The following is a 24,107-nucleotide window of genomic DNA, read 5'->3' as shown; positions in this document are numbered from 1 at the left end:
AATTCCGCCGATCCCCGACCGCGGGCCGCGCTGTGGCCGCATGAAGCCCAGCCCCAACGCGTCACAGCTTAAGATAGCGTGATGCCTCCCAGTAAATCCCTGGTAACAATGCGGGATTCCACTAGTTCCGGTTGTGGAACCAGTCCTTCTACGTCTTAGAGCGTACAGACGAAATGCAACAGAGGGTTTAGCCTCGAGCTCTCTACGGAAGGGGCTCACATGCGACAACGATTATCAGCGGAGACGCCAAAGACTCGGTTTGACGTTGCAAAGGCCTATTTCGAATTGCAGCAGATCAGACGCGCTGTCGAACGCGAGGAAGCTAACGTGCATCCCACGCGCGTGCTTTACCAAAAAAGAAAGCCAAAGAACGCCGGATCGAAATCGCACCGATAAATTCAACATTCCTTCTATCTCAGTGTGATTTTCAGCGTTCGAGATGCTTCCATGACATCGAGCAGGCCGCCCGTCCGGACGGCCTGTTTTATTTTGTGCCAGATCAAACGATCCAGCCTTAGCCCTTGCTCGGATTGATCAGAAATTTCTCGCCGGTCGAGCGTTTGTTGTAGACCGCGATATTTTCGAGCTGCAGCGTCTCCTGCAACGACACCACCTTGGTGTAGTGGCTGGCGAAGGTGGTCTTGAGCTCGGACGCCACGCGCTGGCGCAACCGGCCGATTTCGGCGGGGCCGATCTTCTGCAGGAACGGCGTCAGCAGCCAGCCGCCGACGCCCCAGGTCAGGCCGAACGCCCGGCTCAGTTCGGTCGGCCGGTTGTCGAGGCTGCCATAGATATAGACCTGCTTGTACACGTTGGAGCCGTAGCGGCTATATTCCTTGGCGGTCTTGTTGGCCGCGACCTCCATGGCCGTGAGGATCTGCCCCGCGAGCTTGCCGCCGCCAATCGCATCGAAGGCGATGGTCGCGCCGGTTTCCACCAGCGCGTTGGTGAGGTCTTCCATGAAGGTCGCCGCGGTGGAATCGACGACATATTTGGCGCCGATCTTGTGCAGGATGTCGGCCTGCTCCTTGCTGCGCACGATGTTGACGAGGCCGATGCCGTCCTTGATGCAGATCTTGTTGAGCATCTGGCCGAGGTTGGAGGCTGCGGCGGTATGCACCAGCGCCTTGTGATTTTCACGCCGCATGGTTTCGGTCATGCCGAGCGCGGTCAGGGGATTGACGAACCATGACGCGCCGTCGGCCGCCGTGGTGCCCTCGGGCAGTTCCATCACATCCCGCACCTTGATGGTGCGGTACTGAGTGTACATGGCGCCGCCGATCATCGACACGGTCTTGCCCATCAGCGCCTTCGCCGCGTCAGACGATCCGGTCCGGATCACGACGCCGGCGCCTTCGTTGCCGACCGGCATCGACTGATCGAGGCGCGCGCCCATCATCCGTATTGCCGCATCCGGCATCTTCGCGGTGACGACCGGCGCTTCGGCCGTACCCGACACCTTGGCGGTCGACATGTCGGCCGGCCCGATCAGGAGCCCGAGATCGGACGGGTTGATCGGCGACGCCTCGACCCGGACCACGACTTCGTCGTCCCCCGGCTCCGGCGTCGGGACCTCCACCAGCGACAGTTCGAGTTCGCCGCTCTTTTTGAGCAGCGAACGCAGTTGCAGACCGCTTTTGCCGTCGCTCATCTCAATGCCTCCCCTTTGTGTTCGTGTTATCTGGATGCGCCGGCGCGTTACGCCAAGGCCTTCAGCGCCGCCTTCCCTGCATATTTCGCCTGCGTGCCGAGCTGCTGCTCGATGCGCAGGAGCTGATTGTACTTGGCGGTACGGTCGGAGCGCGCCAGTGAGCCGGTCTTGATCTGCCCGCAATTGGTGGCGACCGCGAGATCGGCGATGGTGGAATCCTCGGTTTCGCCGGAGCGGTGCGACATCACGGAGGTGTAGCCGTATTTGTGCGCCAGCTCGACCGCGGCGAGCGTCTCGGTCAGCGTGCCGATCTGGTTGACCTTGATCAGGATCGAATTGGCGCGGCCGTTCTTGATGCCGTCGGCCAGCCGGGTGACGTTGGTGACGAACAAATCGTCGCCGACGAGCTGGCACTTCTTGCCGATCAGATCGGTCAGTTCCTTCCAGCCCTCCATGTCGTCTTCCGACATGCCGTCCTCGATGGTGACGATCGGATAGCGCGCGACGAGGTCGGCGAGATACTTTGCCTGCTCGGAGCGTGAGCGCGTCTTGTTCTCGCCGCCATAGACGTAAGCCCCGTCCTTGAAGAACTCGGTCGCCGCGCAATCAAGGCCGAGCATCACGTCGCTGCCGGCCTTGTAGCCGGCCTTGCCGATCGCCCCCATGACGAACTCGAGCGCGGCATCGGCCGACGGCAGGTTCGGCGCAAAGCCGCCCTCGTCGCCGACATTGGTATTGTGGCCGGCCTTCTTCAGTTCGCCCTTCAACGTGTGGAAGATCTCCGCGCCACAGCGCAGCGCCTCGGCGAAGCTCGCCGCACCCACGGGGAGGATCATGAATTCCTGGAAGTCGATGGGATTGTCGGCATGCACGCCGCCATTGATGATGTTCATCATCGGCACGGGAAGCGTCCGCGCCGAGGTGCCGCCGACATAGCGATAGAGCGGCATGTCGAAGGATTCGGCCGCCGCCTTGGCGCAGGCGAGCGAAACGCCGAGGATGGCGTTGGCCCCTAACCGGCTCTTATTCGGCGTGCCGTCGAGATCGATCATGATCTGGTCGATCTGGACCTGGTCCTCGACCGCGTGGTCGCTCAGCGCCTCGTAGATTTCGCCATTGACGGCCTCGACCGCCTTCTGCACGCCCTTGCCGAGATAGCGCTTCTTGTCGCCGTCCCGCAGTTCGACCGCCTCATGCGCGCCAGTGGAGGCGCCGGAGGGTACGGCGGCGCGGCCGATCGAGCCGTCTTCCAGCACCACATCGACCTCGACGGTCGGATTGCCCCGGCTATCGAGAATTTCGCGGCCAATGATGTCGACGATGGCGGTCATGTCAGAGCTTTCCTGCAAATGGTGGGGTCAGGTTTCGGAGGCGTCTTACACGGCAAGCAAGCAAATGTGAACGCTTGGGCGGCGGCCTTTTCCGCAACGTGGGACCGGGTCAGGATAGACTGGCTACAAGGTTGATCTCAGCGCCCAAACCTTCACATTGATAGAACGGGGTAACGCAATGAATCGCCGCCAGTTTCTTCGGAACTCCGCCGCCGGAATCCTCGCCGCCCCCGTCCTGCTGCGCCACGCGAATGCCCAGGAAGGGCCTTTCCGCGTGAAATATTATCCGATCGAGACCGGCGTGGGCCTGCACGACGTGACGGCCGCTCGCGACGGCGCGATCTGGTTCACCGGTCAGCGCAGCGGAACGCTTGGGCGATTAAACCCAGCGGACGGCACGTTCAAGCTGATCAATCTCGGCAAGGGCGCGGCGCCTCACGGCGTCGTCATAGGCCCCGACGGCGCGCCGTGGGTGACCGAGGGCGGACAGAACGCGATTGCGCGCGTCGACCCCGGCGATCACAAGGTGACACTGTTCCGCCTGCCCGAAAAAGAGGCGTACGCCAACCTCAACACCGGCGTGTTCGACAAGAGCGGCATCTACTGGTTCACCGGCCAATCCGGCATCTATGGCCGGCTCGATCCGAAATCGGGCGACATGAAGGTTTTCAAGGCGCCGCGCGGCGTGGGCCCCTACGGGATCACGGCGACGGCGAAAGGCGAAGTCTGGTATGCCTCGCTCGCTGGCAATCACATTGCCAAGATCGACCTGGCGAGCGGCCAGGCGACGGTGGTCGAACCATCAACGCCAAAGCAGGGCGCACGACGGGTGTGGTCAGACTCGAAGGGCCGGATCTGGGTCAGCGAGTGGAACAGCGGCAACGTATCGGTGCACGATCCCGCCAACGGCTCCTGGAATGCATGGAAGCTGCCCGGGAGCAATCCGCGCGCCTATGCGGTGTACGTCGACGACAAGGACAAGGTTTGGCTTACCGATTTCGGCGCCAACGCCATCGTGCGTTTCGATCCCGTCACGGAAAAATTCAACGCGTTGCCGAGCGACAAATCGGGCGCGAATGTGCGTCAGCTCGACGGCCGGCCCGGCGAGACCTGGGGCGCCGAATCCGGCAATGACCGCCTGGTCGTGATACAGACGCTCGCGTGAAGTTCGTCGCCGTCCTCCTGCTGTTGTTTTTCCTGCCCGCTGCCGCCTTCGCGGAAGAAGAAGGCCCGCGGGCGTTCACGCCCTGCCGCGCCTGTCACAGCCTCGATCCTGCCGACCGCGGCCTGCCCGGCCCCAACCTCGCGGGCCTGATCGGCCGCACGGTCGCCGGCGACGCCGAGTTCGATTATTCGCCGGCGCTGCGCAAGGCGCGCGACGATGGGCTGCGCTGGGACGAAAAGCGCCTCGATACCTTTCTGGCGGATCCCGCCGCGATGTTTCCGGGATTGTGGATGTCGATGCGCGGGATCGAGGATGCGACTGAGCGGCAGGCATTGGTGAAGCTTCTCGCCGCCCCGTTTCCCGGACGCGGCGCAGCACGCCAGTGATGCGACGCAGAGCCGGGATCCATCGGGTGCGTCCCGGCTCTGCGGCGCCGCGTTCACGCAGCACCGCGTCCGGGACACGGCATCACCCCCAGTTGACGAGCGCACCCTGTTGCGGCCATGTCGGCGCGCAAAGGACGATCATGATGGCCAAGAAATCATCCCAGAAATCGTTGCCGCAATCATTGCAGCTAGGCCGCGCCGTGGAATGGCCCGACAGCCCCGAGAAAGCCAGGCTCGACCGCGTGCCCAATCCGCAAGCCGGCACCAATTATCTGGTCCGTTTTACCGCACCGGAATTTACCTCGATCTGCCCGGTGACGGGCCAGCCGGATTTCGCGCATCTGGTGATCGACTACGTGCCGGGCCAATGGCTCTTGGAATCCAAATCGCTAAAACTCTTCGTGGCAAGCTTCCGCAATCACGGCGCCTTCCATGAGGACTGCACCGTCATGATCGGCAAGCGCATCGCCGCTGAGATCAAGCCAAAGTGGCTGCGCATCGGCGGCTACTGGTATCCGCGGGGCGGCATCCCGATCGACGTGTTCTGGCAGACCGGCAAGCTGCCGAAGGACGTGTGGGTGCCGGACCAGGGCGTCGCACCATATCGCGGGCGGGGTTGATGCATCATATGTCCCTGCGTTCGGATCTGTCGGCACTTCGCAAGAGCGCCGCTGGCGGATCAAAGGTCGGTATCGAACCGGAAGTCGTCAGGGTAGCCGAACAATCATTCACGCATGATGGTGGTCCGCGTGAACACGATCTATGGAGAGCGACGTGCCATCGGACGTCCGGTCAGGTCATAGAGTGGAATCCGACGACGTTGCCGTCGGGGTCGGACACCAGCGCGATGTTTCCGTAGGCGCCGATCGAGAATTTGTCCTTTACTATCTTTCCGCCAGCTTCCTTCGCGCGCTTTGCGGTCTGGCCGCAATCGTCGCACACGAAGTAGATGATCGTACCGCCCGCGCCGACCGGGGCGCCATCCATCTTGGCGAGCGCGCCGGTCGCGCCGCTGCCGTCGCGGTTCATCGGAAAGGCCCACATATTCTCTAGACTACCGCCCGACTGCTCTAATCGCGTCAGTGAGATACCCAGAACTTTCTCGTAGAATGCTTTCGCCCGCTCCATATCGCGAACGTAGAGTTCGAACCAGCCAACAGGATTTCTATCGCTCATTCTTTGACTCCACCTTTAATGCTGGACTCAGATCAACGTCACGTCTGCGTGTGGGTTCCAGGCTTATGGCTTAGCTGGCGCCCATCGCTCGGGGTACGGCGCCGTCTCGGGCGGGTGGCTTTCTCTCACTTGAGCTCGATACCGGTTACGTCACGGCTGCATCCGCCGGCTTGGTCTGGCGCAGCAATTTGGCACAGGCAAAACCGAGCACGATCATCACCGTGCCCGCGGCGAGCAAGGTCGGGACCTTGCCGGCGTGCTGGATGCCGAAACCGTAGGCGATCGGGCCGACGGTCTGGCCCATGAAGAAGAAGAATGCGTGCAGCGAAAGCGCAGTGGCGCGCGCTTCCGCCGAGAGTTCGCTGGCGAACACCTGCAGGCTGCCATGGATCATGTAAAAGCCCCAGCCCATGAAGACGAGGCCGAGTAGCTGCAGCCGCCATTCCGGCCCCAGCGCGACCGCCATGAGTTGCACGCCGACCAGCGCTGCGCCGCCGATGATCATGCCGTTGACGCCGATGACAGGCAAAAGTCGCGATACCGTCATGGTGTAGAAGAGACCGCCAACCGCGAAGCCCGCAATGACGATGCCCGCGATCGACAGCGAGGTTTGTCCGAGGTCGAACAAGAAAGAGGCGATGAACGGAAACAGGCCGAGCACGCAGCAGCCCTCGATGAAGACCGCCGCGTAACATATGTACGCGTTCCGGTTGGAGAAGATCGTGCGGTAGCCCTGCTTGAGGGCCGACAGGCTGGTGCGCGGCGGGTGCGTCAGGGCGGCGCCGCGAAACCCGATCGCAACCACGATCGAAGCGACGACGACAATCGCGCCGAGAAAAGCCAGCACGCCGCGCCAGCCGAGGAAGTCGCCGATCAGGCCGGATACCGTCGCGCCCAGCAAATTGCCGGTCATGGCGCCGGCCAGCGTGCGGCTGATCGCGATCTGGCGCTTGTCGGGGCCGACGAGATCGCTGGTCAGCCCAAGCGAAATCGGAAACACGCCGCCCGATCCGATGCCGGCCAGGATGCGGCTCACATACAGCAGCGGAATCGACGTCGCCATCGCGCCGAGAATGTTGGCGAAGCCGAGCAGCGCCAGGGCGACGATCATCAGCCGCGCCTTGCCAAAGATGTCGGCGAAGGCGCCGAGCACCGGCTGGATGATGGCAAAGGTGAAGGCGAAGGCGGCGGCGAAGCTGGCGGCGGTCGCGATGCTGACCGAAAAATCCTCGGCCACATGCGGCAGCACCGGATCGAGGGCGCGGGCGGACAGGGCTGCGGAGAAGGTCGCGAGCGCGATAATGTTGAGCGCCGGCGGCAGGCCTTTGGCGGCGGTCACGGCGCCACCAGCATCATTGCCGACTTCCGCGCTTGGAAAGCGCGTCGAACTCCATCAGCGTTTTCACCAGCGCCTCGAACTCGCGCAGCGGCACCATGTTGGGTCCATCGGACGGCGCCGAATCGGGATCCGGATGGGTCTCGATGAACACGCCGGCGATGCCGACCGCCACCGCCGCCCGCGCCAGCACGGGGACGAATTCGCGCTGGCCGCCGGATGAGGTGCCCTTCCCGCCCGGCTGCTGCACCGAATGAGTGGCGTCGAAAATCACCGGGGCGCCGGTCGTCTGCGCCATGATCGGCAGCGCGCGCATGTCGGAGACGAGCGTGTTGTAGCCGAACGAGGCGCCGCGTTCCGTCACCATCACGTTGGGATTGCCGCCGCCGGTGACCTTGCCGACGACATTGGTCATTTCCCAGGGCGCGAGGAACTGGCCTTTCTTGACGTTGACAACTTTGCCGGTCGCCGCGGCCGCCAGCAGCAGGTCGGTCTGCCGGCACAGGAATGCCGGGATCTGCAGCACGTCCACCGCCTGCGCGGCCTCGGCGCATTGTGCGGGCTCGTGCACATCAGTGAGCACGGGAAGACCGAGCGAAGCACGGATCTCGGCAAAGATCGGCAAGGCCTGCGCCAGCCCGATGCCGCGTCCGGCCGAGACGGAGGTTCGGTTCGCCTTGTCAAAGGAGGTCTTGTAGACGAGCCCGATGCCGAGCCGGCCGGCGATCTCCTTCAGGGCGCCGGCGACTTCGAGCGCATGCGCGCGGCTCTCCAGCGCGCAAGGGCCGGCGATGATCGACATCGGCAGATTATTGCCGAATTTGACTTTGCCGACCGAGACGACCGGGGCTGCGTCGAGTTTCACGTTCAAGGGATGTTCCTTCTGTTGGCGCGGACCATGCCGGTCCGCGACCTCAGGATCAACCCCGTTTAAACCCCGAATGTCAGGGTTGCGCGCGCGGCTATTTTACCGCGGAGAACGCGGTCGGCACCAGGAGCTGGCTGACAATGTTGTCGATGATCTGGCCGTCCTCTTCGCTCTTGGCGCGGCCGGCGATCCAGTCGGGATCGGACTGGAATGCGGTCCATTTCTTCTCGCGGTCGGCGAGCGAGTCCCAGGCGATGAAATAGGTCAGTTCCTGATTGGAGGTGCCGATCAGCGTGGTGTAGAAGCCGGCCTGCTTGATGCCGTGCTTGTCCCACAGTTTCAGCGTCAGCGTATCGAATCGCTTCATCAGCGCCGGCAGGCGGCCCGGCAGGCAGCGATAGACGCGCATTTCCATGATCATTGATGGTCCTCCCACATGATTTCGCGGGCGGTTATAGCGGTTGCCCCGGAAGCTGTCTTGAGCCGATCCCGCGCACCATGCGGCGCACGGCGCATGGCTGGTCGTTGCCCCATGCCAGCCGCCGAGCGCAATCTGGGTCTCCCCTTTAACCCGTTCCCGCAATGCTGCCGCAATGATACTGGCGCTAATTCGGGCCGGTCAGGATATCCAGAGTGCAGGGAATGCGGATATTGCTCGTTGAAGACGAAGTGGAAATGGCGGCGGCGCTCGCTTCGGCCCTGAAGCGCTATGACATGGTGGTAGACCATGTGCCGACGCTTGCCGAGGCCGAAGAGGCCATTGCCGCCGACGTTCACGGCGCGGTGCTGCTCGACCGCCAACTGCCTGACGGCGATGGCCTGGCGCTGATCCCTAAACTGAGGGCGCGGGTCGACGGCGTGCCCATCATCGTGCTTACGGCGCGCGGCGAGCTCACCGATCGGATTGAGGGCCTCGACAGCGGCGCGGACGATTACCTGGCAAAACCCTTCGCGGTCGAGGAATTGCTGGCACGGCTGCGCGCCGTGCTGCGGCGGCCTGCCGGCATGCAGCCGGACATCGTGAAGGCCGGACGGCTTGCTTTTGACTTCAGCCATCGCGAGGCCAGCGTTGACGGGCGGCCGCTTGACCTTCCACGGCGCGAGTTGCTGGTACTGGAAACGCTGGTGCGGCGCCTCGGCCGAACCGTGCTGCGGGCCGCACTGGAGGAATCCGTCTACAGCTTCGATGACGCGGTGCAGTCGAACGCTCTGGATACCCATGTGTCGCGGCTGCGCCGCAAGCTTGCCGACGTGGATGCCTTGGTCGAAATCCACGGCATTCGCGGCGTCGGCTACCTGTTGAGACCGATACCGTGACCGATCAGGCCGAACCCTATTGCCTGCGCTCGCGGCTGAGCTGGCAACTGATCTCGATGCAGGCGGTGCTGCTAGTCACGCTCGTCGTACTCCTGATCGCCGCGTTGTGCGTCTCCGGCATCCTGCTCGTTCCGCGGGACGAGGATCATGTCATCGGCATCGTGCAGCGCGCGCTCGTGCGCGACGCGCAAGGCGGGCTGATGCTGCGGCCGACCGCGGACCTGGAGGATCTCCGCGACAGGACACCGGACCTTTGGTTCCTGGTGCGCGACCGGCAGGGCCATTCGCTGTCCGAAGGCAAGGTACCATCCGAATTCGCCGGGATCGGCGGCGCACTCGATAAGATCAGCCAGGCACGGCTCGGTTGGCAATTGCTCGAGGATGATCCGCGCAAGCCACCGGCGCGCTTGAAGCGTGTTAATAGTGACGCCGGTCCCGTACAGGTGCTCACGGCCACCCAGGAGCCATTATCCAGCGCCAGGACGGTGTTCGCCACGGCGCTGGCGTTTCTCGGCGTCGCGCTGCCCGGCCTTGCCATGATGGCGATTGCGACTTTCATTGCGACGCCGATGGTGGTGCGGCGGGCCTTCGCCGCGCTGGATACGGCGGCAGCGCAGGCACGCCAGATTGATATCCATCAGCGTGGCGCCCGGCTTTCTGCGCACCACATCCCGCTCGAGGTAACGCCGCTTGTTACCGCCATCAACGATGCGCTGGCGCGGCTGGATCAAGGTTATCAGCGCCACCAGCGCTTTGTTGCGGACGCCGCGCATGAACTGCGCACGCCGATTGCGATCCTGACCACCCGGCTGGAATCGCTGCCGGCGGGAGCCGACAAGACGCGATTGCTCGAGGACACCGCACGGCTATCGACGCTGGCCGAACAACTGCTCGATATCCAACGCCTCGATCAATGCCGGCAACCCTTCAGCCGCGTCGATCTCGCGGCTGTCGCGCAAGGAGTCGTCGCCGACCTCGCGCCGCTCGCGATCGCTGGCGGTTACGAACTGGCGCTCGACACGGCAGCCGAACGCGTCGAGATCATCGGCGATCGTTCCGCGCTGGAGCGTGCGCTGACCAACCTCGTGCAGAACGCGATCCAGCATGGAGGCCGGCGCGGAACCATCAGTATTCACGTCGGTTTGCCCGCGACCATCGACGTCGGTGACGAAGGCGACGGCGTTCCGCCGGAACAGCGCACGCTGATATTCGAGCCGTTCTATCGCCTCACGCCGCTCGATCGCGGTGCCGGTCTCGGACTCAACATGGTGCGCGAGATCGCCCGGCTGCATGGCGGTCACGTATCGGTATTCGATGGCCCGAGTGGCGGCGCATGCTTTCGTCTCGCGCTGCCGCCCGCTCCTTCCCTGAATTAGAACTTCGCCTGCCGGTCGCCGCGCAATGCTGTCGCAATGCAGGCAGCGGACATTGGATTACGCCTCGTCATCGAATTGAGAGGCGATCACTTTGTCTGCCGGAGTGCGCATGTCACATGACTTCTTCTCTTTCTTCCTCGCCTGGATGTCGGCGCCTGGCCGCGTTGGCGCGATTGCCCCATCCAGCCCGGCGCTCGCCGAACTCATTACCAGCGAGATAACAGCATCGAATGGCCCGGTCCTCGAGCTCGGCCCAGGCACCGGAGCCTTCACCTACCAACTGCTCAGGCGCGGGGTCCGCCAGCAAGATCTGACGCTGGTCGAATATGGCTCAGACTTCATGAAGTTGTTGCAGGTGCGCTTTCCCGGCGCGCGCGTCGTCTGGATGGACGCAGCGAGACTGGCGACGGAGCGCCTGTTCGACGGCGCACCGGTGGGCGCCGTCGTCAGCGGCCTTCCGCTGCTCAACATGTCAACCCGCAAAATCATCTCGGTGGTCGGCGGCGCGTTCAGCTATATGCGACCCGGTGCTGCGTTTTATCAGTTCACCTACGGCCTTCGCTGTCCGGTGCCGCGTCCTGTCCTCGACCGGCTTGGACTGAAAGCCAAGCTGGTCGACCGTGCCATGCTGAATGTACCGCCCGCGGCGGTCTATCGATTGACGCGCAGGCCGCAGAACAAGCTCGTCACACAGAGCACGGTGATGTCGACTTCTGCGCTGGCGCAAACAAAAACGGTTTAAGCCATGGCCAGAAGTCAGACCAGCCGGCTCTGCTTTGCCGCCGCCTCAATGAACGACGCAAACAGCGGGTGCGGCTCGAACGGACGCGATTTCAGCTCGGGGTGGAATTGCACGCCGATGAACCAGGGATGGTCCTCATATTCGACGATCTCCGGCAGCACGCCGTCGGGCGACAGGCCCGAAAAGCGCAGGCCGTGCTGCTCGAGGCGGTCCTTGTACGCGGTGTTGACCTCGTAGCGATGGCGGTGGCGCTCGGAAATCTCCAGCGCGCCGCCATAGACTTCCGAGACGCGGCTGCCGCGCTTCAGCGTCGCCGGATACGCGCCGAGCCGCATCGTGCCGCCGAGGTCGCCCGACTGCGAACGCTTCTCCAATTCGTTGCCGCGCAACCATTCCGTCATCAGGCCGACCAGCGGCTCTTTGGTCGGGCCGAACTCGGTCGAGTTCGCGTCCTCGATGCCGACCAGATTGCGCGCCGCCTCGATCACCGCCATCTGCATGCCGAAGCAGATGCCGAAATACGGCACGTCGCGCTCCCGCGCGAACTGCGCCGCGCGAATCTTGCCCTCGGCGCCGCGCTGGCCGAAGCCGCCGGGCACGAGGATGCCGTTGACATGTTCGAGGAACGGCGCCGGGTCCTCGTTCTCGAACACCTCGCTCTCGATCCAGTCGAGATTGACCTTCACCTTGTTGGCGATGCCGCCATGGGAAAGCGCCTCGATCAGCGATTTGTAGGCGTCCTTCATGCCGGTGTACTTGCCGACGATGGCAATGGTCACTGCGCCTTCGGGATTGCGCACGCGCTCGTTGATCACGTTCCAGCTCTGCAGCGCCGGCGGAATTTTCGGACTGATGCCGAACGCGGCCAGCACTTCATCGTCGAGACCGGCGGCGTGATAGGCCTCCGGCACTGCGTAGATATTGTCGACGTCGCGCGCCTCGATCACGGCGCTTTCGCGCACGTTGCAGAACAGGCCGAGCTTGCGGCGCTCTTCCTTCGGAATTTCGCGATCAGTGCGGCAGAGCAGGATGTCCGGCTGGATACCGATCGAGCGCAGCTCCTTCACAGAGTGCTGGGTCGGTTTTGTCTTGAGTTCGCCGGCGCTTGGAATGTAGGGCAGCAGCGTCAGGTGAATGTAGACCGCATGGTCGCGCGGCAGCTCGTTCTTGAGTTGACGGATCGCCTCGAAGAACGGCAGGCCCTCGATGTCGCCGACGGTGCCGCCGATCTCCACCAGCACGAAATCAAATTCATCGTTGCCGGAGAGGACGAATTCCTTGATCGCGTTGGTCACGTGCGGCACGACCTGGATGGTCGCACCGAGATAATCGCCGCGACGCTCCTTGCTGATGATGTCCTGATAGATACGCCCAGTGGTGATGTTGTCGGCCTTGGTGGCCGGACGCCCGGTGAAGCGCTCGTAATGGCCGAGATCGAGATCGGTCTCGGCGCCGTCGTCGGTGACGAACACCTCGCCGTGCTGATACGGCGACATCGTTCCGGGATCGAGGTTGAGATAGGGGTCGAGCTTGCGGAGACGGACCTTGTACCCGCGGGCCTGCAGCAGGGCACCGAGTGCCGCCGAAGCCAGACCCTTTCCGAGCGAAGAAACCACGCCGCCGGTGATGAATATGTACCGCGCCATGGGACCCTACCTTTAAGGCCACAGACCCGATTCGCCAAAACGAATCGCGTGCGCGGGCAAACTAATCGCCGGCCTGTGGGTGACGTTAAAATTGAAACGATTTCAGAGGCTTGATGGGAAGTTCTGATGCAGGACGGTAGAGGCCGTCCTGCATAGCCACCCTGCGTTATTGCGAACGCGGTGCCTGCGGGCCCGACGGGGCCTGCTGTTCATCAACTTTCTTGAGCGTGTCGAGCACACCGCCGGAGGTCGGCGGAGCGACCGGCATCGCGCCACCCGGCTGCGACTGCGTCGTCGGCGCACCGAGGATCGAGGCCGGCTTGCGATCGACACCCGCGAGCCAGGCCAGCGCCATGCTGGTCAGGAAGAAAAGTCCGGCCAGGATCGCCGTTGTCCGCGTCAGCAGATTGGCGGTGCCGCGGCTCGACATGAAGCCGGCGCCGCCGCCCATGCCGAGGCCGCCGCCTTCGGATTTCTGCAGCAGCACCGCACCGATCAGCACGGTGACGATCATGAGGTGAACGACGATGATGACGGTCTGCATCTCAAAACCTTCCGTCACAAGCCAAGGGCGCCGGGCTTCGGCTGCAGCAAGCGCTTGCGGGTTTTCCTGAAGTTGCGCGGTGTTACACGATCGGACGGGGCATTGTCACCCCCATCGGCCGCCCCTGAGATAATTGCCGCAGGCGCGGCGACAAGGATATGCATACCCCCTCGCCCATGCGCTCGGCTCGGGACTTGTGGTCGCGGATATTTCTCATATAATAGACGAATGGATACTTTAGTAGACGACCTCAGCACCCGCCTCGCCCATCGCCTCCGGCTGGAACGCGACAGCCGCGGCTGGTCGCTGGCCGACCTTGCTGAACGCTCCGGGGTTTCCAAGGCAACCATCAGCAAGGTCGAGCGGGCCGAGGTCTCACCGACCGCGGTGGTGCTGGTCCGCCTCGCCAGCGCCTTCGACCTCACCCTGGCCGGCTTGATGCTGCGCGCCGAAGGCCAGGGCGACCGCCTGTCGCGGGCCGCCGACCAGGCGGTGTGGCGCGACCCTGAGACCGGCTACCTGCGCCGGCAGGTGTTCAACCGGCCGGATCACCCGATCGAGATCATCAAGGTCGAGATGCCGCCAAAGCAGCGCGTGACGCTGCCGGCCTCGTCCTACGCCCACATCCGCCAGGTGCTCTGGGTGCTGTCGGGTGCGCTCGTGCTGACCGACGGCGGGCAGCGCTATGAGCTGCATGCCGGCGACTGTCTCGGCTTCGGTCCGCCGGCGGAGGCTACATTTGCCAATGAGAGCTCCGCGCCCTGTACCTATGTCGTGGCACTGGTCCGGAGCTGACGCCGATGCGGAATCTCACGCCCATGTCTGATGTCACGATCAAAGCCCTGACGCCCTCGGCCGAAATCTGCGCAGCGCTTAGTGAGATCTTGATCGAGACGGTGGCTAATGGCGGATCGGTCAGCTTCATGCATCCGCTGTCGCGGGAAGCGGCCGAGGCGTTCTGGTCGAAGTCGCTGAGCGCAGCGGAGCGCGGCGAACGCGTCATCCTCGGCGCCTTTGACGGCGACGAGCTAATCGGAACGGTGACGCTGCTGCTCGATCTGCCGCCGAACCAGCCGCACCGCGCCGAGATCGCGAAGATGATGACGCGCGTCAGTCACCGCCACCGCGGCATCGCCACCGCGCTGTTGCGCGAAGCCGAGCGTTTGGCGATCACGCATCAACGCTGGCTCCTGGTGCTCGACACCGCCGAGGATGAAGGCGCGGCCGGCCTCTATGAGCGGGTCGGTTTCAAGCTGACCGGTGTCATTCCCAACTACGCGTTCAAGCCCCATGGCGGGCTGACGGGCACGCTGATCTATTGGAAGCGGCTGGCGGAAAGCGCGCCCGCGTAAGTCAGCAGGCCTCCGCAATCGCCAGGAAATCGGTGGCCTTCAGGCTGGCGCCGCCAACCAGCGCGCCATTGACGTCGGCGACCGCCATCAATTCCGCCGCGTTGGAGGGCTTGACCGAGCCGCCGTAAAGAATCCGGATCTTTCTGCCTTCTGCCTTAAACCGGCTGGTGAGAACGCCGCGAATAAAGCGATGAACCTGCTCGACATCGGCGGGCGTCGGCGTCAGCCCGGTACCGATCGCCCAGACCGGCTCATAGGCCACCACCAGATTGGCCGACGTCGCACCGTCCGGGAGCGAACCCGCAAGCTGGGTGCCGCAGACGTCGAGTGTCTGGCCGGCGTCGCGCTGCTTCTGGGTCTCGCCGATGCAGACGATGGCGGTCAGCCCTGCCCGCCACCCCGCTTCCGCCTTCGCCCGGACCACCACATCGGTCTCGCCATGGTCGGCGCGGCGCTCCGAATGCCCGACGATGACGGCGCTAGCGCCGGCATCGGCGAGCATTTCCGCCGAGAGATCGCCGGTATGGGCGCCCGAGGCCTTGGCGTGGCAATCCTGGGCCCCGACAGCAAGTCTCGAGCCGAGCGCCTTATCGGCGAAAGGCGCGATCAAGGTCGCGGGCGGGCAGACCAGGAGGTCGGCCTTGCCGGCCAGCGCGCCCGCGCCGGCGATCATGGCTTCGAATTCACTCAAGGAAGCCTTCAGGCCGTTCATTTTCCAGTTGCCGGCGATCAGCGGCCGGATGACGTCGGTCATGTCGATTATCCCGCAAAATCAGCGTTGCAGATGCGCTAGCAGAGGCGCGCGGCCAGTTCCAGATACCGGGCGGGCAATATCGGCGCCATTAACCGCTTCAATTCGCCCATTTGGTCGAGGTTGCGGGGGGCCTTTTGCCACTTTATGATGCGTTTTCAACTTGGTGATGCCTTGTTGTGGATTCGGTCCTGAACCGAATTCCCGCAGGTACGACCCGGTTCCCCTCTCCTTAAAAAACAAGTTGGACCCATGCTTCGAGGAATGCGGAAAGCCTCATCAAACTGGCTCGGCAAGATTGTCATGGCCACCGTGATGGGCGTCTTGATTGTCAGTTTCGCAGTGTGGGGCATTGCCGACATCTTCAAGGGATTCGGCCAGTCGTCGCTTGCCAAGGTCGGCAAGATCGAGATTTCGACGGATCAATTCCGCCAGATCTACACCGAGAAGCTGCAGCAACTCGGCCGCAGCTTCGGCCGTCCCCTGACCTCCGAACAGGCCCGCGCCTTCGGGCTTGATCGGCAGGTGCTGCGGCAGACGATTGCCGAAGCGGCACTCGACGAGGAAGCCCGGCGCATGGGGCTGGCGCAGTCGCAGGAAGAGATCATGCGGCTGATCTACAACGATCCGAATTTCCAGGGGCTGGGCGGCAAGTTTGACCCGCAGCGCTTCCAGGCCACGATCCGGCAGTTTGGCTACACCGAGCAGCGCTATCTGAGCGAGCAGCGGCGCGTCGGGCTACGGCGCCAGATCGCCGGCACCGTCTCGGCCGGGCTCGAGCCGCCGAAGGTGCTGGTCGATGCCCTGACGCGCTTCCAGAACGAGCAGCGCTCCATGGAATACGTCAAGCTCGACGCCGCGCAGGCCGGGACGATCGACCCGCCCTCGCCCGAGGCGCTGGCCGCCTATTTCGAGGATCGCAAGACCCAGTTCCGCGCGCCCGAATACCGCAAATTGTCGTTCGTCGTGATCAGCCCCGAAGAGCTCGGCAAATCGATCGAGGTCTCCGACGAGGACGCGAAGAAAGTTTTCGAGCAACGCCGCGATCGGTTCGGCACGCCGGAAAAGCGCGAAGTCTCGCAGATGTTCTTCCAGAACGAGAGCGAAGCGCAGGCCGCGCGCGGCCGCATCACCTCAGGAACGTCGTTCGACGACGTCGCTAAGGAGCGCAACCTCAACCTCGCCGACGTCGATCTCGGCCTGATCGCCAAGAACGCGATCATCGATCCGGCGATTGCGGATGCGGCGTTCTCGCTGGCTTCGGGCGAAGTCAGCCAGCCGGTGCAGGGCCGCTTCGGCGTCGCCCTGGTCAAGGTCGGCAAGATCGAGCCGGGCGTGACACCGACCTATGAAAGCCTCGCCGCCCAGATCAAGAAGGAGATCTCGACCGAACGCGCCCGCGCCAACGTCAACGAGATGCAGAATAAGATGGAAGACGAGCGCAGCGGCGGCGCCAATCTGGTCGAGTCCGCGCAAAAGCTCGGCCTGACCCCGGTCACGATCGAAGCCGTCGACCGCTCGGGCCGCAATCCCGACGGCCAGCCTGTCGCCAACATCCCGCGCGGCCTCGACGTGGTCTCGCAGGCCTTCAACAGCGATGTCGGCGTCGACAACGAGCCAATTCAGTTCGCCGGCGGCTATGCCTGGTACGACGTGCTCGGCATCACGCCCTCGCGCGAGCGGCCGCTCGACGAGGTCCGCGCGCAGGTCGAGGCGAAGTGGCGCGAAGACCAGATCTCGAACAAGCTCCGCGCGAAGGCCACCGAGATGGTGCAGAAGGTCGAGCAAGGCAGCAGCCTTGCCACCGAAGCGGCCGCAGCCGGCGCCAAGGTCGAGACCGCGACCGGCTTCCGCCGCGACGCCTCGCTTTCGGGTGTGCCGAGCGCTGCCGTCACGGCGGCGTTCCGCACCCCGAAGGACGGCGTCGGCCAGACGCCGGGCGCCGGCGGCAGCGAGTGGATCGTCTTCCGCATCACCGACGTGACGGTGCCGCCGGTCGACACCGCCTCCGAGGAATTCAAGCGGCTGAAGGACACGCTGCAGCGCAGCCTGAGCGACGAACAGCTCGCGCAATATGTGGCGAAGATCGAGTCCGAGATCGGCACCTCGATCAACCAGGCCGCCTTCGCGCAGGTGACGGGCGCCAACAATTGAGCATAATGACACGCCTCTCATACCAAGGGGCGGCCACCTGGCCGCCCCTCGCAGGATGAGGCCGCGATTTTGAAAGCCAAGCGATGGACGACCTGAAATCTATCATCGGAAAAGTCGCCACGGGCGCGACGTTGTCGCGTGAAGAATCGGCCACCGCCTTCGATGCCATGATGTCCGGCGAGGCGACGCCCTCGCAGATGGGCGGCCTGCTGATGGCGCTCCGCGTTCGCGGCGAAACCGTCGACGAGATCACCGGGGCGGTGTCGGCGATGCGCGGCAAGATGTTGCGGGTCAAGGCGCCTGACGATGCCGTCGACGTGGTCGGCACCGGCGGCGACGGCTCGGGGTCGGTCAACGTCTCGACCTGCGCCGCCTTCATCGTTGCCGGCGCCGGCGTGCCGGTCGCCAAGCATGGCAACCGCGCTCTGTCCTCGCGCTCCGGCGCGGCGGACGTGCTGGCCTCGCTCGGCGTCAAGATCGACCTCACCCCCGAGCAGGTCGGTCGCTGCGTGGCCGAGGCCGGCATCGGCTTCATGTTCGCGCCGGCGCATCATCCGGCGATGAAGAATGTCGGCCCGACCCGCGTCGAGCTCGCCACCCGCACCATCTTCAACCTGCTCGGCCCGCTCTCCAATCCCGCCGGCGTCAGGCGGCAGATGGTCGGGGTGTTCTCCCGGCACTGGGTGCAGCCGCTGGCGCAGGTTTTGAAAAATCTCGGCTCCGAATCCGTCTGGGTCGTGCATGGCTCCGATGGGCTCGACGAAATCACCCTCACCGGCCCGAGCTTCGTCGCCAGCCTTGATGGCGGCAAGATCACCACGTTCGAGGTGAAGCCGGAGGACGCCGGCCTCACCTGCTGCAATGTCGATGCGCTCAGGGGCGGCGATGCCGACGCCAACGCGCTCGCCCTGCAAAGCGTGCTCAACGGCCATCCGAGCCCCTACCGCGACGTCGCGCTGCTCAACGCCGCGGCGGCGCTGATCGTGGCCGGCCGCGCCAAGACCCTCAGGGACGGCGTTGCGATCGGCGCGAAGTCGCTCGACAGTGGGGCCGCGGCCGCACGGCTGAAGCACCTGATCGCGGTCTCCCGCGGCTGATCCGAAAGGCGTCAGATGTCCGATATCCTGACCAAGATCGAGACCTACAAGCGAGAGGAAATCGCGGCCGCCAAGAAGGCGCATCCGCTTTCCGACGTCGAAGCGCGCGCCAAGGCGGCCTCGCCGCCGCGCGGCTTTGTGCGCGCGATCCGGGAAAAGCTCGCCCGTGGCGATTACGCGCTGATCGCGGAGGTGAAGAAGGCCTCGCCGTCCAAGGGGCTGATCCGCGCCGATTTCGATCCGCCTGTTCTTGCAAAAGCCTACGAGGCCGGCGGCGCGGCGTGCCTTTCCGTATTGACCGACGCGCCCTCGTTCCAGGGCCATCTCGATTTCATGGTGGCGGCGCGCGCGGCGACCAATCTGCCGGTGCTGCGCAAGGACTTTCTGTTCGACACCTATCAGGTGGTGGAAGCCCGCGCGTTTGGCGCGGACTGCATCCTGATCATCATGGCCGCGCTCGACGACGCCACTGCCAAGGATATCGAGGACGCCGCGATGGCGCTCGGCATGGACGTGCTGATCGAGATTCATGACCGCGCCGAACTCGACCGCGCGCTAAAACTTCGCTCGCCGATGATCGGCGTCAACAACCGCAACCTGCGCACCTTCGAGACGACGCTCGCGACCAGCGAGGCACTGGCGCCGCTGATCCCCCACGATCGCCTGATGGTCGGCGAAAGCGGCATCTTCACGCCTGATGATCTCGCCCGCCTTGAACGCGTCGGCATGTCGACCTTCCTGGTCGGCGAAAGCTTGATGCGGCAGGCCGACGTGACGGCGGCGACCCGCGCGCTGCTGGCGCGCGCTCCGGCGCCGCGCGCTACCGGAACCGGCTAGCAGATGGCGCGCAAGGCTTCCAAAGGCGGCGCCGCCCTCACCCATATCGACACATCAGGTGAAGCGCGGATGGTCGACGTCTCCCAGAAGCCGGCGACCGAGCGCACCGCCGTCGCCGAGGGCCGCGTCGTCATGACAAAGGCGACGCTCGACCTGATCATCTCAGGCAATGCCAAGAAGGGAGACGTGCTCGGCACCGCGCGGATCGCCGGCATTATGGCGGCCAAGCGCACGTCCGAATTGATCCCGCTGTGCCATCCGCTGGCGCTTTCCAAAGTGACCGTCGACATCACGCCTGAGAAGAAGCTTCCCGGCTGCCTCGTCCGCGCCACCGTCAAGGTCACCGGGCCGACCGGGGTCGAGATGGAAGCACTGACCGCGGTGTCGGTCGCGTGCCTGACGATCTACGACATGATCAAGGCGGTCGAACGCGGCGTTCGCATCGAAGGCATTCACCTCGTCGAGAAGCTCGGTGGCAAGTCCGGCCATTATCGCGCCAAGCCTTGAACGGGGCCAATGACCTGAGCAGGCTCGGCAGCATTCACACTGGCGTGACCCCGGCAGCGATGAATGAACTCATGTTGCCGGGGTTGCTTGTTGCGAGACGCTCACAAGGAGCAATGCAATGGCGATGTACAGGCTTCTTGGTGCGGCGGCGGCGCTGGCGCTGATCGCGGGGCCTGCGACGGCACAGCACGTCATTGAGGAACCCGGCTATTGCGCCTTCTTTTATCCCAACGCCAATTGCACGAACGAGGGCCCGGGGAACCCCTACAGCGGGGACGCCTGGCTGCGCCTCAAGCAAGACCACGCCAAGCAGGACGGCTTTCAGGCGCCCGGCGTTGTCGCGAAGAAGCGGGCACGCACATCCGCAACGCGCGTCCGCTGATCAGTCCGCAGTGACCGGTGCATCTACCCGGTCCGCTGTCTTCAAGCGTACCGGCCTGTCGCCGGGCTCCGTCGTCGGGCGGCACGCAGCCTTGCCGTTTGCGGCGTTCACGCTTGCGTGACACTGGCCGCGAGGAATGAGCCCACAATGCTGGGGTTGCTTCTTGCGAGACCCTCACAAGGAGCAAAGCGATGGCGATGTACAGGCTTCTTGGTACAGCGGTGGCGTTGGCGTTGGCGTTGATCACGGGACCCGCGACAGCACAGCAGGTCATGAGCGAACCCGGCTATTGCGCCTTCTTCTATCCCAACGCCAATTGCACGAACAAAGGCCCGGGCAATCCCTACACCGGAGACTCCTGGCTGCGCCTCAAGCAGGGCTACGCCGGGCCGGACGGCTCTCAGACGGCCGGCGTTGGCCCGAAGAAGCGGGCACGCACGTCCGCAACGCGCGTCCATTAATCAGTTCGGATTGGGTCGGCATCTGCAATACCCGGTCCGCTGGTCTTGAAGCGCAACGGCCTCTCGCCGGTTTCCATCGCCGGTCGGCGCGCGTCCTTGCGGTTGCCGACGGAAACTCCCACCACCAGGCAACCATTCATTAACCACGCTTCCTAACGCCAATTCCATCTCGGCACGGTATCGAAGTGGAGGCCGGCTTGGGAGAACGCCGCTTCCGGCGATTCAATTCCCGGCAACGATCGCATTCATGGCTTCGACCGGTGTCAGTTCATTGAGGATCGCGTCCGCCTTTCGCGGCGGCCCGATCCGCTGGTTGATCCTGGGAGGCACCCTCCTGATCGCCATGATCGCGATCGGCGCGACGATCCTGGCTGGCAATTTCCGTGAGCGCGCGCTGCGCAACAGCGAGCGCGAACTGGAAAACACCGTCCTGCTGCTCGCTCGTCATTTCGACCAGCAGCTCGAAGATTTCCAGGTCGTCCAGAAGGATCTGATCGCATTCATGCGATCCAACGGGATCGCGACGGTCGAGAACTACAAGCGCCGGATGTCCAGCCATGACATCCATCTGATGCTGAGATCCAAGCTCGAAGCATTGTCCTATGTCGGCGGCATCAACATCTTCGATGCGGACGGCAACCTGATCAATGCGTCCGCCGCCTGGCCAACGCCGGTCGTCAGCGCCACTGACCGCACCTACTTCCGAACCTTCAAGTCCAGCCCGCACTCGCCGGAAATGCTGGTCGATCCGGTCTACAGCCGCATTACCGGCGCCTGGACCACGGTGATCGCACGCAAGGTCACGAGCCCCAAGGGCGAATTCCTTGGCATCATCGGACGGGGCATCGAACCCGCCAATTTCGAAAAATTCTTCGCCACCGTCGCACTCGGCCCCGGCGCCACCATCGCCATGCATCACAGCGACGGCACGCTGCTGGCCCGTTACCCGCATGTGGCCGACCTGATCGGCAAGAACTTCAGGAACGGACCGGCCGCCCAGCGGCAGATCTTCGAGCTGCCGCGCAGCACCTCACGCCTCAAAAGCCCGATCGACGGCGAGGACCGGCTGATCGCCTCGCGCGCGCTGACGAATTTCCCGATCGTGATCATTGCCTCGACCACGACGTCGGCAGCGCTCGCCGACTGGCGCGAGCAGATCGCAATCCTGGTCGCCGTCACCGGGCTTGCGGTGGTGGCGATCGCCGCGTTGCTGTTTCTCGTCGTCCGCAAGCTTTCGCATCAGCATCGCGCGTCGAAACAGCGGCTGACCCTGGAAAAGCAGCGTCTCGATACCGCCGTCAACAACATGACGCAGGGCCTGCTGCTGTTCGATTCAAAGCAGCAACTGATCATCTGCAACAAGCGATATCTGGAAATGTACGGCCTGTCGGCCGACGTGGTGAAGCCGGGCTGCAGCTTCCGCGAGGTGATCGCCCACCGCAAGGAGACCGGCTCCTTCGTTGGCGACATCGATCATTACCTCGACACGGTGCTGCGCGACGTCACGCACCGCAACGTCATGGTGATCTCGACACCGGACGGACGCTCGATCCAGGTCGTCAACGAGCCGGTGGCGGACGGGGGCTGGCTGGCGACCCATGAAGACATCACCGAGCGGCGCCGCGCCGAGGAACGCATCACCCACCTCGCCCATTACGATGCGCTGACCGACCTGCCCAACCGCACGCTATTCCATGAACGGCTCAAGCGCGAATTGTCCCACCTCGCCCCCGGCCGGCAGCTCGCCGTGCTCTACATCGACATCGACGAATTCAAGAGCGTCAACGATTCGCTCGGGCACATGATCGGCGACGAACTCCTGAAATCGGTCGCAGCCAGCCTCGCGGCTTGCACGCGCAAGAGCGATTTCGTGGCCCGGCTCGGCGGCGACGAGTTCGCCATCGTGCAGACCGGCATCGAGGACACCGACGACGTGATGATGCTGGTCAGCCGCATCTTCGAGGCGATCCGCTCGCCCTACCAGTGCCTCGGCCATCAGGTCACCACCGACGCCAGCATCGGCATCGCGCTGGCGCCGCAGGACGGCACCGACATTGACCAGATCCTGAAGAACGCGGATCTGGCGATGTATGCCGCCAAGGCCGCCGGCCGCCGCACCTATCGCTTCTTCGAAGCCGACATGGAAGCCGAAGTCCGCGCCCGCCGCAGCCTGGAGATGGACCTCCGGCAGGCGCTCGTCGACGGCGGCTTCGAGGTCTACTACCAGCCTTGTCTTGGCCTTCAGACCAACACGATCACCGGCTGCGAGGCCCTGGTGCGCTGGCGTCATCCGCAGCGCGGCATGATCTCGCCGGCCGAGTTCATCCCGCTCGCCGAGGATACTGGCCTGATCAACCAGCTTGGCGAATGGGTGCTGACCACGGCCTGCAAGGAAGCGGCGAGCTGGCCCGGCAATATCAGGCTCGCGGTCAACGTTTCTCCGATCCAGTTCAGGAGCGGCACGCTGGCGCTCAAGGTGATGGCGGCGCTCGCCGAATCCGGCCTCGCCTCCAGCCGACTCGAGCTCGAGATCACCGAGGCGGTTCTGATCCGCGACGACGAAGCGGCGCTTGCGGTGCTGCACGACCTTCGCGCCATCGGCGTCCGCATCGCGCTCGACGATTTCGGCACCGGCTACTCCTCGCTGAGCTATCTGCAGCGTTTCCCGTTCGACAAGATCAAGATCGACCGCTGCTTCATATCAGACATCGCCGAGCCGGAAGGCTCGTCCTGCATCGTGCAGGCAGTGGTCAACATCGCCGCCGAACGCCACATGACGACGACGGCCGAAGGCGTCGAGACCGAACAGCAGCGCGAATTGCTGCGCGAGCTCGGCTGCTCGGAAATCCAGGGCTATCTGTTCAGCCCGCCGAAACCGGCGGCCGAGATCAGACGGATGTTTTCCAAGTACTTGCCGCACCCCGAGGCGGCCGCCCAGGTCCGCCCACGCAAGCGGAAGAGCGAGGCGCGTTCGGCTTAGCCGTTACGCTGTGTAACAGCGCTAGAGCCGCGCCTTCTGTGCGAGCGC

The 24,107-nt window shown here is 64.2% G+C and carries 24 protein-coding genes; 15 read left to right on the top strand and 9 right to left on the bottom strand.

The window, feature by feature from the left end:
• Nucleotides 1-514 precede the first annotated feature (514 nt).
• Together RX331_RS18135 and eno are read right to left on the bottom strand one after the other, a co-directional pair.
• Entirely contained in the window at nucleotides 515-1,651 is a 1,137-nt protein-coding gene (locus RX331_RS18135; protein ID WP_317257812.1) for a zinc-binding dehydrogenase, read from the bottom strand.
• A 47-nt stretch (nucleotides 1,652-1,698) separates the two neighbouring features.
• Entirely contained in the window at nucleotides 1,699-2,982 is a 1,284-nt protein-coding gene (eno, locus tag RX331_RS18130) for a phosphopyruvate hydratase (RefSeq protein ID WP_317257811.1), read from the bottom strand.
• A gap of 178 nt (nucleotides 2,983-3,160) precedes the next feature.
• On the opposite strand from eno, the gene RX331_RS18125 reads away from it, so the two are divergent.
• From RX331_RS18125 to queF, 3 genes are all read left to right on the top strand, one after another.
• Nucleotides 3,161-4,147, top strand: a complete 987-nt coding sequence (locus RX331_RS18125; protein ID WP_317257810.1) for a lyase — start codon at nucleotides 3,161-3,163, stop codon at nucleotides 4,145-4,147.
• The gene (locus tag RX331_RS18120) at nucleotides 4,144-4,533 is read left to right on the top strand and encodes a hypothetical protein (protein ID WP_317257809.1); all 390 of its coding nucleotides are present in this window, start codon (nucleotides 4,144-4,146) and stop codon (nucleotides 4,531-4,533) included. The genes RX331_RS18125 and RX331_RS18120 overlap by 4 nt, the downstream gene beginning before the upstream one ends.
• A 143-nt stretch (nucleotides 4,534-4,676) precedes the next feature.
• Nucleotides 4,677-5,153, top strand: a complete 477-nt coding sequence (gene queF / locus RX331_RS18115; protein WP_317257808.1) for a preQ(1) synthase — start codon at nucleotides 4,677-4,679, stop codon at nucleotides 5,151-5,153.
• Nucleotides 5,154-5,325: 172 nt separating this feature from the next.
• Here the strand turns inward: queF and RX331_RS18110 are convergent, their stop codons facing one another.
• The 4 genes from RX331_RS18110 to RX331_RS18095 form a co-directional block, all read right to left on the bottom strand.
• Nucleotides 5,326-5,709, bottom strand: a complete 384-nt coding sequence (locus RX331_RS18110; RefSeq protein ID WP_317257807.1) for a VOC family protein — start codon at nucleotides 5,707-5,709, stop codon at nucleotides 5,326-5,328.
• A 145-nt stretch (nucleotides 5,710-5,854) separates the two neighbouring features.
• Nucleotides 5,855-7,048, bottom strand: coding sequence for an MFS transporter (locus tag RX331_RS18105; protein WP_317257806.1), 1,194 nt, complete (start codon nucleotides 7,046-7,048; stop codon nucleotides 5,855-5,857).
• A 13-nt stretch (nucleotides 7,049-7,061) separates the two neighbouring features.
• A complete protein-coding gene (kdsA, locus tag RX331_RS18100) occupies nucleotides 7,062-7,916 on the bottom strand; it encodes a 3-deoxy-8-phosphooctulonate synthase (protein WP_317257805.1) in 855 nt (284 codons plus the stop codon).
• A gap of 91 nt (nucleotides 7,917-8,007) precedes the next feature.
• On the bottom strand, nucleotides 8,008-8,334 hold the full coding sequence (locus RX331_RS18095; RefSeq protein WP_317257804.1) for an NIPSNAP family protein: 327 nt from the start codon (nucleotides 8,332-8,334) through the stop codon (nucleotides 8,008-8,010).
• A 221-nt stretch (nucleotides 8,335-8,555) separates the two neighbouring features.
• Between RX331_RS18095 and RX331_RS18090 the strand changes: the two genes are divergently transcribed.
• From RX331_RS18090 to RX331_RS18080, 3 genes are all read left to right on the top strand, one after another.
• Entirely contained in the window at nucleotides 8,556-9,230 is a 675-nt protein-coding gene (locus RX331_RS18090) for a response regulator transcription factor (protein ID WP_317258168.1), read from the top strand.
• Nucleotides 9,227-10,606 carry a HAMP domain-containing sensor histidine kinase gene (locus tag RX331_RS18085; protein ID WP_317257803.1) on the top strand — a complete coding sequence of 460 codons (1,380 nt, stop codon included), beginning with the start codon at nucleotides 9,227-9,229 and terminating at the stop codon, nucleotides 10,604-10,606. Before RX331_RS18090 ends, RX331_RS18085 begins: the two co-directional genes overlap by 4 nt.
• Before the next feature lie 109 nt (nucleotides 10,607-10,715).
• A complete protein-coding gene (locus tag RX331_RS18080) occupies nucleotides 10,716-11,348 on the top strand; it encodes an SAM-dependent methyltransferase (RefSeq protein ID WP_317257802.1) in 633 nt (210 codons plus the stop codon).
• Between the two features lie 14 nt (nucleotides 11,349-11,362).
• Here RX331_RS18080 and RX331_RS18075 read toward each other — a convergent pair whose 3' ends face one another.
• Both RX331_RS18075 and secG read right to left on the bottom strand, forming a co-directional pair.
• Nucleotides 11,363-12,994: a CTP synthase gene (locus RX331_RS18075; RefSeq protein WP_317257801.1), complete on the bottom strand. Its 1,632-nt coding sequence runs from the start codon at nucleotides 12,992-12,994 to the stop codon at nucleotides 11,363-11,365.
• 166 nt (nucleotides 12,995-13,160) lie between these two features.
• Nucleotides 13,161-13,538, bottom strand: a complete 378-nt coding sequence (gene secG, locus RX331_RS18070) for a preprotein translocase subunit SecG (protein ID WP_317257800.1) — start codon at nucleotides 13,536-13,538, stop codon at nucleotides 13,161-13,163.
• 228 nt (nucleotides 13,539-13,766) lie between these two features.
• Between secG and RX331_RS18065 the strand changes: the two genes are divergently transcribed.
• Nucleotides 13,767-14,333 carry an XRE family transcriptional regulator gene (locus tag RX331_RS18065; RefSeq protein WP_317257799.1) on the top strand — a complete coding sequence of 189 codons (567 nt, stop codon included), beginning with the start codon at nucleotides 13,767-13,769 and terminating at the stop codon, nucleotides 14,331-14,333.
• A gap of 23 nt (nucleotides 14,334-14,356) precedes the next feature.
• Complete coding sequence (locus RX331_RS18060; RefSeq protein ID WP_317257798.1) at nucleotides 14,357-14,890, top strand: GNAT family N-acetyltransferase; 534 nt, start codon at nucleotides 14,357-14,359, stop codon at nucleotides 14,888-14,890.
• Between the two features lies 1 nt (nucleotide 14,891).
• On the opposite strand, the gene tpiA is transcribed toward RX331_RS18060, so the two are convergent.
• Entirely contained in the window at nucleotides 14,892-15,644 is a 753-nt protein-coding gene (gene tpiA / locus RX331_RS18055; RefSeq protein ID WP_317257797.1) for a triose-phosphate isomerase, read from the bottom strand.
• A 249-nt stretch (nucleotides 15,645-15,893) separates the two neighbouring features.
• Here tpiA and RX331_RS18050 point away from each other — a divergent pair, with 249 nt between their 5' ends.
• The 7 genes from RX331_RS18050 (at nucleotide 15,894) to RX331_RS18020 (ending at nucleotide 24,059) form a co-directional block, all read left to right on the top strand.
• Nucleotides 15,894-17,795, top strand: a complete 1,902-nt coding sequence (locus tag RX331_RS18050) for a peptidylprolyl isomerase (RefSeq protein WP_317257796.1) — start codon at nucleotides 15,894-15,896, stop codon at nucleotides 17,793-17,795.
• Between the two features lie 83 nt (nucleotides 17,796-17,878).
• Nucleotides 17,879-18,892 (top strand): anthranilate phosphoribosyltransferase, encoded by a 1,014-nt coding sequence (gene trpD / locus RX331_RS18045; protein ID WP_317257795.1) that lies wholly within the window; start codon nucleotides 17,879-17,881, stop codon nucleotides 18,890-18,892.
• A gap of 15 nt (nucleotides 18,893-18,907) precedes the next feature.
• Nucleotides 18,908-19,729, top strand: coding sequence for an indole-3-glycerol phosphate synthase TrpC (gene trpC, locus RX331_RS18040; protein ID WP_317257794.1), 822 nt, complete (start codon nucleotides 18,908-18,910; stop codon nucleotides 19,727-19,729).
• Between the two features lie 3 nt (nucleotides 19,730-19,732).
• Complete coding sequence (gene moaC / locus RX331_RS18035) at nucleotides 19,733-20,236, top strand: cyclic pyranopterin monophosphate synthase MoaC (RefSeq protein ID WP_317257793.1); 504 nt, start codon at nucleotides 19,733-19,735, stop codon at nucleotides 20,234-20,236.
• Nucleotides 20,237-20,354: 118 nt separating this feature from the next.
• A complete protein-coding gene (locus RX331_RS18030) occupies nucleotides 20,355-20,618 on the top strand; it encodes a hypothetical protein (RefSeq protein ID WP_317257792.1) in 264 nt (87 codons plus the stop codon).
• Between the two features lie 191 nt (nucleotides 20,619-20,809).
• The gene (locus tag RX331_RS18025) at nucleotides 20,810-21,079 is read left to right on the top strand and encodes a hypothetical protein (RefSeq protein WP_317257791.1); all 270 of its coding nucleotides are present in this window, start codon (nucleotides 20,810-20,812) and stop codon (nucleotides 21,077-21,079) included.
• A 247-nt stretch (nucleotides 21,080-21,326) separates the two neighbouring features.
• On the top strand, nucleotides 21,327-24,059 hold the full coding sequence (locus tag RX331_RS18020) for an EAL domain-containing protein (RefSeq protein ID WP_317257790.1): 2,733 nt from the start codon (nucleotides 21,327-21,329) through the stop codon (nucleotides 24,057-24,059).
• The last annotated feature ends 48 nt before the right edge of the window (nucleotides 24,060-24,107 follow it).

It is taken from the genome of Bradyrhizobium sp. BWA-3-5 (assembly GCF_032917985.1).
In the GTDB taxonomy this organism is placed as follows: domain Bacteria; phylum Pseudomonadota; class Alphaproteobacteria; order Rhizobiales; family Xanthobacteraceae; genus Bradyrhizobium.
This window is presented reverse-complemented; position numbering and strand designations above follow the sequence as displayed.

Bases quoted from the DNA above. Each gene is read 5' to 3' on its own strand.
- RX331_RS18135 (WP_317257812.1), bottom strand. From the start codon at position 1,651: ATGAGCGACGGCAAAAGCGGTCTGCAACTGCGTTCGCTGCTCAAAAAG.
- eno (WP_317257811.1), bottom strand. From the start codon at position 2,982: ATGACCGCCATCGTCGACATCATTGGCCGCGAAATTCTCGATAGCCGG.
- RX331_RS18125 (WP_317257810.1), top strand. From the start codon at position 3,161: ATGAATCGCCGCCAGTTTCTTCGGAACTCCGCCGCCGGAATCCTCGCC.
- queF (WP_317257808.1), top strand. From the start codon at position 4,677: ATGGCCAAGAAATCATCCCAGAAATCGTTGCCGCAATCATTGCAGCTA.
- RX331_RS18110 (WP_317257807.1), bottom strand. From the start codon at position 5,709: ATGAGCGATAGAAATCCTGTTGGCTGGTTCGAACTCTACGTTCGCGAT.
- RX331_RS18095 (WP_317257804.1), bottom strand. From the start codon at position 8,334: ATGATCATGGAAATGCGCGTCTATCGCTGCCTGCCGGGCCGCCTGCCG.
- RX331_RS18090 (WP_317258168.1), top strand. From the start codon at position 8,556: ATGCGGATATTGCTCGTTGAAGACGAAGTGGAAATGGCGGCGGCGCTC.
- RX331_RS18080 (WP_317257802.1), top strand. From the start codon at position 10,716: ATGTCACATGACTTCTTCTCTTTCTTCCTCGCCTGGATGTCGGCGCCT.
- RX331_RS18075 (WP_317257801.1), bottom strand. From the start codon at position 12,994: ATGGCGCGGTACATATTCATCACCGGCGGCGTGGTTTCTTCGCTCGGA.
- secG (WP_317257800.1), bottom strand. From the start codon at position 13,538: ATGCAGACCGTCATCATCGTCGTTCACCTCATGATCGTCACCGTGCTG.
- RX331_RS18065 (WP_317257799.1), top strand. From the start codon at position 13,767: ATGGATACTTTAGTAGACGACCTCAGCACCCGCCTCGCCCATCGCCTC.
- RX331_RS18060 (WP_317257798.1), top strand. From the start codon at position 14,357: ATGTCTGATGTCACGATCAAAGCCCTGACGCCCTCGGCCGAAATCTGC.
- tpiA (WP_317257797.1), bottom strand. From the start codon at position 15,644: ATGACCGACGTCATCCGGCCGCTGATCGCCGGCAACTGGAAAATGAAC.
- RX331_RS18050 (WP_317257796.1), top strand. From the start codon at position 15,894: ATGCTTCGAGGAATGCGGAAAGCCTCATCAAACTGGCTCGGCAAGATT.
- trpD (WP_317257795.1), top strand. From the start codon at position 17,879: ATGGACGACCTGAAATCTATCATCGGAAAAGTCGCCACGGGCGCGACG.
- trpC (WP_317257794.1), top strand. From the start codon at position 18,908: ATGTCCGATATCCTGACCAAGATCGAGACCTACAAGCGAGAGGAAATC.
- moaC (WP_317257793.1), top strand. From the start codon at position 19,733: ATGGCGCGCAAGGCTTCCAAAGGCGGCGCCGCCCTCACCCATATCGAC.
- RX331_RS18030 (WP_317257792.1), top strand. From the start codon at position 20,355: ATGGCGATGTACAGGCTTCTTGGTGCGGCGGCGGCGCTGGCGCTGATC.
- RX331_RS18025 (WP_317257791.1), top strand. From the start codon at position 20,810: ATGGCGATGTACAGGCTTCTTGGTACAGCGGTGGCGTTGGCGTTGGCG.
- RX331_RS18020 (WP_317257790.1), top strand. From the start codon at position 21,327: ATGGCTTCGACCGGTGTCAGTTCATTGAGGATCGCGTCCGCCTTTCGC.